The sequence below is a fragment of the Pseudomonas schmalbachii genome (assembly GCF_017589465.1).
Classification (GTDB): domain Bacteria; phylum Pseudomonadota; class Gammaproteobacteria; order Pseudomonadales; family Pseudomonadaceae; genus Pseudomonas; species Pseudomonas schmalbachii.
Map to the genome: position 1 here is coordinate 269,462 of NZ_JAELYA010000003.1, position 11,025 is coordinate 280,486.

Sequence of the window (11,025 nt, forward strand, 5' to 3'; positions counted from 1 at the left end):
CCACGAATGCCAAGGTCCGGACAATGCCTCGCCTGCTTATCCTGCTCCTCGGCCTGACCCTGGGCGTGCCCGGCTACGCGGAGATCACCGTCAGCCACGGCTACGCGCAATTCGGCAACCTCAAGTACCCCGCCAACTTCGACCACTTCGCCTGGGTCAACCCCAACGCCCCCAAGGGCGGCACCCTGCGCGTGATGGGCATGGGCACCTTCGATACGCTCAACCCCTACACCCTGAAGGGCACCAGCCCGATCGGCACCGCCGATTTCCTGCAGTACGGCATCAACGAACTGAACGAGCCGCTGATGGTGGGAACCGGCCTCTATGACCCTTCAGGGGACGAGCCGGCCTCCAGCTACGGGCTGATCGCCGGCAGCGTGGAGTACGCCGAGGACCGCAGCTGGGTGGTGTTCAACCTGCGCCCGGAAGCGCGCTTCCACGACGGCCATGCGATCACCGCCCAGGATGTCGCCTTCTCCTATCGCACCCTGCTCAAGCATGGTCATCCGCTGTATCGCACCAGCCTGCAGGAAGTGCAGCGGGTCGACATTCTCTCGCCGCGGAGTATCCGTTTCGTGCTCCGCCGCGAGGGCAACCCGTTGCTGATCCTGCGCCTCGGCGAGATGCCGGTGCTGCCGCAGCACTACTGGAAGAATCGCGATTTCGCCGCCACCACCTTCCAGCCGCCGCTGGGCAGCGGTCCCTACCAGATCACCCAGGTGGTGCCCGGCAGGAGTCTGGTGTTCGAGCGGGTAAAGGACTGGTGGGGCGCGAAGCTGGCGGTCAATCGCGGCAAGTACAACTTCGATCGCGTCGAGGTCGAGTTCTATCGCGACGCCGCCATCGCCTTCGAAGCCTTCAAGGCCGGCGAGTTCGACATCTACATCGAGCACCAGGCGAAGAACTGGCGCAACAGCTACCGCTTCCCGGCGCTGCTGCGCGGCGAGGTGATCCGCGCGGAAATCCCGCACCGGATTCCCACCCAGGCCCAGGCGCTGTTCATGAACACCCGCCGCGAGCAGTTCAAGGACCGCAAGCTGCGCGAAGCGCTGGGCATGATGTTCGACTTCGAGTGGAGCAACCGCACGCTGTTCAACGACGCCTATCTGCGCACCAGCAGCTACTTTCCCAACAGCGAATTCTCCGCCATCGGCCTGCCGGAAGGACGCGAGTGGCTGCTGCTCTCGCGCTATCGCAAGCAACTGCCGCCGCAACTCTTCACCCGCCCGTTCCTGCTGCCGGTCACCGATGGCCGCGGCATTCCGCGGGAAACCATGCGCCATGCCCTCAGCCTGCTCGGCGAGGCCGGCTGGAAGCTGTCCGGCGATCGCCTGCTGAACGCCAGGGGCCAGCAGTTGCGCTTCGAGATCCTGCTGGTCAACCCCAGCCTCGAACGCATCCTCCTGCCCTATCGCGAGAATCTCGCCAGCATCGGCATCGATGCGCGCTTGCGTACCGTGGACCGCGCCCAGTACAAACAACGGCTGGACCAGTTCGACTACGACATGATTCTGATGACCCTGGGCCAGACCCTCAGCCCCGGCCTCGAACAGTGGCAGTACTTCCATTCGAGCCAGGTCGGCCTCAAGGGCAGCAGGAACTACGCAGGCATAGCCAACCCGGTGGTCGACGCCATGCTCGACAAGCTGCTCAACGCCCGCACGCTCGACCATCAGATAGCCGCCGCACGGGCGCTGGACCGCGTCCTGCTGTGGCAGCACTACAGTATTCCCAACTGGTATCTCAACCGACATCGACTGGCCTACCGCAACCGGTTCGCCTTCGTCACCACGCCGCCCTACACCCTGGGGTTGCGCGCCTGGTGGCAGACTGCCCAGGAGAAATCCCTATGAATCGCCCCCGCCGCGTGGCCCTGCTCGCCGGGCTGCTGCTGGGACTGTCTGGCGCTGTGCTGGCCGCTCCGCAGCACGCCATTACCCTGTACGACGAAGCGCCGAAGTATCCGGCCAGCTTCAAGCACTTCGACTATGTCAATCCGGATGCACCGAAGGGCGGCACCCTGCGCCTTTCCGATTTCGGCAGCTACGACAGCCTCAACCCGTTCATCCCCAAGGGCAATCCGGCAGCGCAGATCAGCCTGATCTACGACACCCTGACCTTCCATGCCCTCGACGAGCCGTTCACCGAGTACGGCCTGCTGGCGGAAAAGATCGAGAAGGACCCGCAGCACAAGTTCGTGCGCTTCTACCTGCGCCCGCAGGCGCGTTTCCACGACGGCACGCCGGTCACCGCCGACGACGTGGTGTTCACCTTCGAGACGCTGATGAGCCATGGCGACCCGATGTTCCGCAACTACTACGCGGACGTCGACAAGGTGGTGGTCGAGGACAAGCTGCGCGTGCGCTTCGACTTCAAGCACGCCGGCAACCGCGAGCTGCCGCTGATCCTCGGTCAACTGGCGATCCTGCCGAAGCACTGGTGGGCCACCCGCGACTTCGCCAAGACCAACATGGAGCCGCCGCTGGGCAGCGGTCCCTACCGCATCGCCAAGGTCGATCCCGGTCGCTCGATCCGCTATGAGCGGGTCAAGGACTGGTGGGGCAATGATCTTCCGGTCAACCGCGGCTTCAACAACTTCGATGCGGTGGTGGTGGACTCCTATCGCGACCTCACCGTGGCCCTGGAGGCATTCAAGGCCGGCCAGTTCGATTTCAACGAAGAGCGCATGGCGAAGAACTGGGCGACCGCCTACGACTCCCCGGCGGTTCACGACGGCCGCATCGTCCGCGAGGAACTGCACAATGAGAACCCATGGGGCATGCAGGGCTATGCCTTCAACATCCGCCGTCCGATTTTCCAAGACCGGCGAGTGCGTGAGGCGATCGCCCAGCTGTTCGACTTCGAGTGGACCAACAAGCAGCTGTTCTTCGGCTCCTACAAGCGCGACGGCAGCTACTTCGAGAACTCGGAAATGGCGGCCCATGAGTTGCCGGACGCGGAGGAGCTGAAGATCCTCGAGCCGCTACGCGACAAGCTACCACCGGAAGTATTCAGCGAGGTCTATCGACCGCCCGTGAGTGACGGTAGCGGGATCATCCGCGAGCAGAAGCGCAAGGCCTACAACCTGCTGCTGGAAGCTGGCTACAAGATCGTCGACGACAGGATGGTCGGCCCCGACGGCAAGCCGCTGAGCTTCGAGTTCCTGCTTGTCCAGGCCGACTTCGAGCGCGTCCTGCTGCCATTCAAGCGCAACCTGGCGGAACTCGGTATCGACATGCAGATCCGCCGGGTGGACGTCTCCCAGTACATCAACCGTCTGCGCTCGCGCGACTTCGACATGATCGTCAGCAGTTGGGCGCAGTCCAACTCGCCGGGCAACGAGCAGCGCGAGTTCTGGCACTCCAGCAGCGCGGACAAGCCGGGCAGCCGCAACCTCATCGGCCTGCGCGATCCCGGCATCGATGCGCTGGTGGAAGGACTGATCGGCGCCGACTCCCGGGAAAGCCTGGTCCGCCATGCGCGCGCCCTCGATCGCGCGCTGCTCTGGGGCCACTACGTGGTGCCCAACTGGTACCTGGATACCTGGCGGCTGGCCTACTGGAACCGCATCGCCCGGCCGGAAAAACTGCCGCCCTACAGCTACGCGCCGATGGCCTGGTGGCAGGCTCGCGAGAAGGCCGAGCCGACGACGGGCAAACCTGCCGGGCAGCCCGCCGATGCCGGACAGGAGGCGCCCTGATGCTGGCCTATATCGTACGGCGCCTGCTGCTGATCATCCCGACACTGTTCGGCATCCTGCTGATCAACTTCATCATCATCCAGGCCGCCCCAGGCGGGCCGGTGGAGCAGATGATCGCCAAGCTGGAAGGCTTCGATGCCGCCAGCGGCGGCGCCACCGGACGCATTTCCGGCGGCGGCGGCGAAGTCGCCTCGGCCGGCTCGCACTATCGCGGCGCCCAGGGCCTCGATCCCGATCTGGTGAAGGAAATCGAGCGCATGTACGGCTTCGACAAGCCGGCGCCCGAGCGCTTCTGGATCATGCTGAAGAACTACGTGCACCTGGACTTCGGCCAGAGCTTCTTCCGCGACGCCAAGGTCACCGACCTGCTCCTCGAGAAGCTGCCGGTGTCCATCTCCATCGGGCTGTGGAGTACGCTGATCATGTATCTCGTGTCGATCCCGCTGGGCATCGCCAAGGCGGTACGGCACGGCAGCCACTTCGACGTCTGGACCAGCTCGGCGATCATCGTCGGCTACGCCATCCCGGCATTCCTCTTCGCCATCCTGCTGGTGGTGCTGTTCGCCGGCGGAAGCTACTGGGACTGGTTCCCCTTGCGTGGGCTGACCTCCAACAACTTCGACGAGCTGACCCTCGGCGGCAAGATCCGCGACTATTTCTGGCACCTGGCGCTGCCCATCACCGCCCTGGTGATCGGCAACTTCGCCACCCTCACCCTGCTGACCAAGAACAGCTTCCTCGACGAGATCGGCAAGCAGTACGTGGTCACCGCCCGCGCCAAGGGCCTCACCGAACGCCGCGTGCTCTACGGCCACGTGTTCCGCAACGCCATGCTGATCATCATCGCCGGCCTGCCGTCGGCGCTGCTGGGCATCTTCTTCACCGGTTCGCTGCTGATCGAGGTGATCTTCTCCCTCGACGGCCTCGGCCTGCTCAGCTTCGAGGCGGCATTGAACCGCGATTATCCGGTGGTATTCGGCACGCTGTTCATCTTCACCCTGTTCGGCCTGATCATGAAGCTGGTCAGCGACATCCTCTATACCCTGGTCGATCCGCGCATCGACTTCGAAACCCGGGAGTGATCGATGCGCCTGTCCCCCATCAACCTGCGCCGCTGGGCGCGCTTCAAGAGCAACAAGCGCGGCTGGTGGTCGCTCTGGTTGTTCCTCATCCTGTTCGGCCTCAGCCTGGGCGCCGAGCTGATCGCCAACGACAAGCCGCTGGCCGTGCGCTATGACGGCGAGTGGTATTTCCCGGCCTTCAAGCGCTATCCGGAAACCACCTTCGGCGGTGAATTCCCCATGGAGGCCAACTACAAGAGCCCCTACATCCGCCAGCTGATCGACGACAAGAACGGCTGGATACTCTGGCCGCCGATCCCGTTCAGCTACGACACCATCAACTACGACCTGCGCGTACCCGCCCCCGCGCCGCCGAGCGCGGAAAACTGGCTGGGCACCGACGACCAGGCGCGCGACGTGACGGCGCGGGTGATCTATGGCTTCCGCATTTCGGTGCTGTTCGCCCTGACGCTGACCATCCTCAGCTCGCTGATCGGCGTGCTGGTTGGCGCCCTGCAAGGCTTCTACGGTGGCTGGGTCGATCTGCTCGGCCAGCGCTTCCTGGAAATCTGGTCGGGCCTGCCGGTGCTCTACCTGCTGATCATCCTCGCCAGCTTCGTGCAACCGAACTTCTGGTGGCTGCTCGGCCTGATGCTGCTGTTCTCCTGGATGAGCCTGGTCGATGTGGTGCGCGCCGAGTTCCTCCGCGGACGCAACCTCGAATACGTGCGCGCCGCGCGGGCGCTGGGCATGCGCAACGGGATGATCATGTTCCGCCATATCCTGCCCAACGCGATGATCTCCACCCTGACCTTCATGCCATTCATCCTCACCGGCGCCATCGGCACCCTCACCTCACTGGACTTTCTCGGCTTCGGCCTGCCGGCCGGCGCACCGTCGCTGGGCGAACTGGTCGCCCAGGGCAAGTCGAACCTGCAGGCGCCCTGGCTGGGCATCAGCGCCTTCGTCGTGCTCGCGGTGATGCTCAGTCTGCTGGTGTTCATCGGCGAAGCCGCCCGCGACGCTTTCGACCCGAGGAAATGAAATGAGCCAGCAGAACAGCGAAAACCTGATCGAAGTACGCGACCTGTCGGTGGAATTCCTCTGTGGCAACGAAGTGGTGCGCGCCGTCGATGGCGTCAATTTCGACATCCGCAAGGGCGAGACCCTGGCCCTGGTCGGCGAGAGCGGCTCGGGCAAGTCGGTGACCGCGCATTCCATCCTGCGCCTGCTGCCCTACCCCACCGCGCGCCACCCCAGCGGCACCGTCCACTACGCCGGCAAGGATCTGCTGCGCGAGCCGGAAGGCAAGCTGCGGCGAGTCCGCGGCAACCGCATCGCCATGGTCTTCCAGGAGCCGATGACCTCGCTGAATCCGCTGCACTGCATCGAGAAGCAGATCGGCGAAGTCCTCGCCCTGCACAAGGGCATGAACGGCCCACAGGCGCGCGCGCGCACCCTGGAGCTGCTCGAACTGGTCGGCATTCCCAACCCGGAAAGCCGGCTGAAGGCCTATCCGCACGAGCTTTCCGGCGGCCAGCGGCAGCGGGTGATGATCGCCATGGCCCTGGCCTGCGAACCGGAACTGCTGATCGCCGACGAGCCGACCACCGCGCTCGACGTCACCGTGCAGCTGAAAATCCTCGATCTGCTGCGGGAATTGCAGGAACGCCTGGGCATGGCGCTGCTGCTGATCACCCACGATCTCAACCTGGTGCGAAGAATTGCGCATCGGGTATGTGTCATGCAGCGCGGTCGCATCGTCGAACAAGCGTTGTGTGAAAACCTGTTCCAGGCGCCGCAGCATTCCTACACCAGGGAATTGCTCGGCGCCGAGCCAAGCGGCAGCCCTGCGGACAACCCGCCGGGGCCGGTTTTGCTGAAGGTGGATGACCTGCGCGTGTGGTTCCCGATCAAGAAAGGGGTGTTCCGGCGCACGGTGGACCATGTCAAGGCAGTGGACGGTGTCGATTTCAGCCTGCCCAAGGGACAGACCCTGGGCATCGTCGGCGAAAGCGGCTCCGGCAAGTCCACCCTCGGCCTGGCCATCCTCCGACTGATCGAGAGTCGGGGCGCCATCCACTTCGAGGGCAACACCCTGGACGGCCTGACGCAGAGTGCCGTACGGCCGCTGCGCCGGCAGATGCAGGTGGTCTTCCAGGACCCCTTCGGCAGTCTCAGCCCACGCATGTCGGTGGGCCAGATCGTCGGCGAGGGCCTGGATATCCATGGCATCGGTAGTCGCGAGGAGCAGGAACAGGCGATCATTGCGGCACTGGTGGAGGTAGGTCTGGATCCGGAAACCCGGCACCGCTACCCTCACGAATTTTCCGGAGGGCAACGGCAGCGCATCGCCATTGCCCGTGCATTGGTTTTGAAGCCGGCACTGATCTTGCTGGATGAGCCCACATCGGCGCTCGACCGGACCGTTCAGCGCCAGGTGGTGGAACTTCTGCGGCGTTTGCAGGCCAAGTACAACCTGACCTACCTCTTCATCAGCCACGATCTCGCGGTGGTGAAGGCCCTGAGCCACCAGTTGATGGTGATCAGGCATGGCAAGGTGGTCGAACAAGGCCCGGCGCAGCAGGTCTTCGCCGCCCCGCAACATTCTTACACTCAGCAACTGCTGGAAGCCGCTTTCATGGCCCCGGCAGGAGCCGATTAACGATCGACCAGAAAGAGGAAGGAACGAACATGGGTTTTCTCGCCGGTAAACGCGTGCTGATCGTTGGCGTCGCCAGCAAACTGTCCATCGCCTCGGGTATCGCCGCCGCGATGCACCGCGAGGGCGCAGAACTCGCCTTCACCTACCAGAACGACAAGCTGAAGGGCCGCGTCGAAGAATTCGCTGCTGGCTGGGGCTCCAGCGCAGAGATGTGCTTCCCGTGCGACGTAGCCAACGATGCCGAGATCGAAGCGGTGTTCCGCGAGCTCGGCAAGAAGTGGGACGGCCTGGACGTCATCGTTCACTCCGTAGGCTTCGCTCCCGGTGACCAACTGGACGGCGACTTCACCGAAGTCACCACCCGCGAAGGCTTCAAGATCGCCCACGACATCAGCGCCTACAGCTTCGTCGCCCTGGCCAAGGCCGGTCGCGAGATGATGAAGGGTCGCAACGGCAGCCTGCTGACCCTCTCCTACCTGGGCGCCGAGCGCACCATGCCGAACTACAACGTGATGGGCATGGCCAAGGCCAGCCTGGAAGCCGGCGTACGCTACCTGGCCGGCAGCCTCGGCCCGGAAGGCACCCGCGTCAACGCCGTCTCCGCAGGCCCGATCCGCACCCTGGCTGCCTCCGGCATCAAGAGCTTCCGCAAGATGCTCGCCGCCAACGAGCGCCAGACCCCCCTGCGCCGCAACGTGACCATCGATGAAGTCGGCAACGCCGGCGCCTTCCTCTGCTCCGATCTGGCCAGCGGCATCAGCGGCGAGATCCTCTACGTCGATGGCGGCTTCAACACCACCGCCATGGGTCAGATAGACGAGGAATAAGCCTCTCCGCTCACCGATTGAAGAAGGCCGCGCAATGCGGCCTTTTTCATTTCCGCTGCCCAATTGGGCACAAATGAGAAAGAGCTTCTTCCCTGGCGTTCCCGCGTGTCGGCTGGAGAGCGTCTGTAGGAGCGCCCCATGGGCGCGAATTGCGGGCATAGCCCGCTACGGGCTGCAATGCCCGCCGTAGGCTGGCGCTGAGCAACGCGAAGCCCAACATCGCCATCGTTGGGCTTCACTGCGTTCAGCACCAACCTACGCAGGTTCCGGCCCAGCCACGTAGCGACGCAGGATGCAAGACAGTTGCTCCTGCACTTTGGTGTCGCCCTCCCTGTCTTCCCGCGAAGAATGAAAAAGGGGCCGCTATTGCGGCCCCTTTTCATGCTTGCCTGAAGATCAGAACTTCTCGATCTCCGCCTGCTGTTCCAGCTGACGGCGGAATGCCGCGAAGTCTTCCTGTCCACTGCGCGAAGCGAGGAAGCGGCGATACATGGTCTTCTCTTCGTCGCTCATGGCCTCGGTCGGCTCGCTGACGCCATTCAGGCGCACCAGCACGTAATCGCCATTGGCCATGCTCACACCGGAGAAGGTCGGCTTGTCTGCCGAAACCGGGCGAACCATGCGGAATGCCTGTTGCAGCAGAACCGGATCGACGCCTTCCTGGCTGCGGGAAGCTGCCTCGACCACGTTCCAGGTCTGCCCGTCCTGAGCCTGACCGACCGGCGTCTTGCCTTCACGCAGACCGGCCAGCAGGGCTTCGCCACGGGCTTTCGCATCGGCGGCCGCATGTTCGTGCTGCAGGCGTTCGCGAATGGCGGCAGTCACCTGCTCGAGCGATTGCTGCTCGGGCTTGCGATGCTCCTTCACGCGCAGGACTACGACGGTATTCGGGTCCAGTTCGATCGAGCCGCTGTTCGCGCCGTCTTCGAGCACCTCGGTGCTGAACGCTGCCTGTACCACCTGGCGATTGGCAGCGATACCTTCGCCGCCCTCACGACCGAACGGCTTGCTGGTCTGCACCTTCAGACCCAGGTCCTGGGCTGGTTGAGCCAGATCGGAGGCCTCGTAGGCCGCACTTTCCAGTTGCTTGGTAGTATCGACGAAGCGCTGCTCGACCAGTTGGCCCTTGACCTCGCGCTCCAGCTTCGGCTTCAGGCTCTCGAAACTCGGAACTTCCGGCGCCTGGACGCCCAAGAGCTTGATCAGGTGCCAACCGTACTGGGTTTGCACCGGAGCGGAGACGTCACCCTTGCTCTTCAGGGCGTAGAGAGCATCCTCGAAGACAGGATCGTAGACGCCACGACCGGCATAACCCAGGTCACCGCCACTGGTAGCGGAGCCGGTGTCATTGGACAGCTCCTTGGCCAGCTTGGCGAAATCTTCGCCCTTGTCCAGGCGAGCCTTGATCTCGTCGATCTTGGCCTTGGCCTGTTCCTGATTCTGCTTGTCATTGACCTCGATGAGGATGTGCGCGGCGTCACGCTGCTCGGAGAGGTTGGCGATCTCCTTCTGATACAGCGCGTCGAGATCTTCCTGCTTGGCCTCAACCTGGTCGAAGAAGGACAACTTCTTCAGTTCCACGTAATCGACGACGACCTGATCGGGGCTCATGAATTCGCCACGATGCGCATCGTAGTAGGCCTTGATGTCTGCATCCTCGATCTTGATCTTGCTCGAGTCGGCCTTGAAGGTCAGGGTCGCGAAATCACGAGCCTGCCGTTCCAGACGGGCGAATGCCTGCAGCTCGGAATCGGTCACGAAACCGCTACCAGCAATACCGGCACGCAGCTGGCCGATGAGCATTTCCTGCTCGAGCATCTGGCGGAACTGCATACGGCCGTAACCCATCTGGCGGATCACCTGATCAAAACGGTCAGCACTGAACTTGCCGTCGATCTGGAATTCGGGGGTTTGCAGGATCACCTGATCCAGGGCTTGCTGGGAGAAAGCGAACTTGTCGTCCTTGGCAGCCAGAAGGAGCAGCTTCCGCTCCAGCAGGCCCTTGAGCGCAGCCTCCTTGAGCAGCTTTTCATCCAGCAGCGAAGCGTCGAAGTCCTTGCCCAGGCGCTGCATGAGCTGGCGACGCTGCATTTCGACCGCCTGCTGTAGCTCGGCAGTGGTGATGTCCTCGCCGTTTACCTTGGCAGCGACGTTCTCATGGTTGGTCGCACGAATGATGGCATCGAAACCGGTCAACGCCATCAGCACGACGATGACACCGATGATGGTCTTGGCGATCCAGCCTTGAGAATTGTCCCTGATGTTTTGCAGCATGCGGCCCCCACAAGCGGCCACGGCCTGGCGTCGATGACGACGCGGCGTGGGTAAAAAATGCGGACATAAGAAAGGCGCATCCGTGGATGCGCCTTCTCGTAACTAACGGAGCATCGGGTTTCCCCCGTGACCTTCAGTAGTCAGTAAGCAGAAAGCTACGAACTACCGCTCCGCGACCGAATCAGGCGAGCCCGACCGGCAAGGTCAAGTCCAAAAAGACGCTTAGTTTACGGCATCCTTGAGGGCTTTACCGGCTTTGAAGCCCGGGATCTTGGCAGCTTCGATCTTGATTGGCTTGCCGGTTTGCGGGTTGCGACCGGTGCGAGCAGCGCGTTCCTTCACTGCGAAGGTACCGAAGCCTACCAGCACGACGGAGTCACCGGCCTTCAGGGCGCCAGTTACAGACTCGATCACTGCGTCCAGTGCGCGACCGGCAACAGCTTTCGGGATATCAGCAGATGCGGCAATTGCATCGATCAGTTCCGACTTGTTCACTCT

Annotated in this window: 8 protein-coding genes; 6 read left to right on the top strand and 2 right to left on the bottom strand. The window is 63.2% G+C overall.

The genetic code is table 11. The features are described from left to right. The first annotated feature begins 23 nt into the window (after positions 1 to 23). Genes JFY56_RS09980 through fabI form a run of 6 tightly spaced genes read left to right on the top strand, consistent with a single transcriptional unit; the run spans position 24 to position 8,253 of the window. Positions 24 to 1,853 carry an extracellular solute-binding protein gene (locus tag JFY56_RS09980; protein WP_208313501.1) on the top strand — a complete coding sequence of 610 codons (1,830 nt, stop codon included), beginning with the start codon at positions 24 to 26 and terminating at the stop codon, positions 1,851 to 1,853. After that, positions 1,850 to 3,700 carry an extracellular solute-binding protein gene (locus tag JFY56_RS09985; RefSeq protein ID WP_208313502.1) on the top strand — a complete coding sequence of 617 codons (1,851 nt, stop codon included), beginning with the start codon at positions 1,850 to 1,852 and terminating at the stop codon, positions 3,698 to 3,700. The genes JFY56_RS09980 and JFY56_RS09985 overlap by 4 nt, the downstream gene beginning before the upstream one ends. Further along, the gene (locus JFY56_RS09990; RefSeq protein ID WP_208313503.1) at positions 3,700 to 4,782 is read left to right on the top strand and encodes a microcin C ABC transporter permease YejB; all 1,083 of its coding nucleotides are present in this window, start codon (positions 3,700 to 3,702) and stop codon (positions 4,780 to 4,782) included. Before JFY56_RS09985 ends, JFY56_RS09990 begins: the two co-directional genes overlap by 1 nt. A gap of 3 nt (positions 4,783 to 4,785) precedes the next feature. After that, positions 4,786 to 5,805: an ABC transporter permease gene (locus JFY56_RS09995; protein ID WP_208313504.1), complete on the top strand. Its 1,020-nt coding sequence runs from the start codon at positions 4,786 to 4,788 to the stop codon at positions 5,803 to 5,805. 1 nt (position 5,806) lies between these two features. Beyond that, entirely contained in the window at positions 5,807 to 7,426 is a 1,620-nt protein-coding gene (locus tag JFY56_RS10000; protein ID WP_208313505.1) for an ABC transporter ATP-binding protein, read from the top strand. Between the two features lie 29 nt (positions 7,427 to 7,455). Continuing rightward, positions 7,456 to 8,253 (top strand): enoyl-ACP reductase FabI, encoded by a 798-nt coding sequence (gene fabI, locus JFY56_RS10005; RefSeq protein WP_208313506.1) that lies wholly within the window; start codon positions 7,456 to 7,458, stop codon positions 8,251 to 8,253. Between the two features lie 396 nt (positions 8,254 to 8,649). Here fabI and JFY56_RS10010 read toward each other — a convergent pair whose 3' ends face one another. Both JFY56_RS10010 and JFY56_RS10015 read right to left on the bottom strand, forming a co-directional pair. Further along, positions 8,650 to 10,527: a SurA N-terminal domain-containing protein gene (locus JFY56_RS10010; RefSeq protein WP_208313507.1), complete on the bottom strand. Its 1,878-nt coding sequence runs from the start codon at positions 10,525 to 10,527 to the stop codon at positions 8,650 to 8,652. 222 nt (positions 10,528 to 10,749) lie between these two features. After that, positions 10,750 to 11,022 (bottom strand): HU family DNA-binding protein, encoded by a 273-nt coding sequence (locus JFY56_RS10015; RefSeq protein WP_208313508.1) that lies wholly within the window; start codon positions 11,020 to 11,022, stop codon positions 10,750 to 10,752. Positions 11,023 to 11,025: the final 3 nt, after the last annotated feature.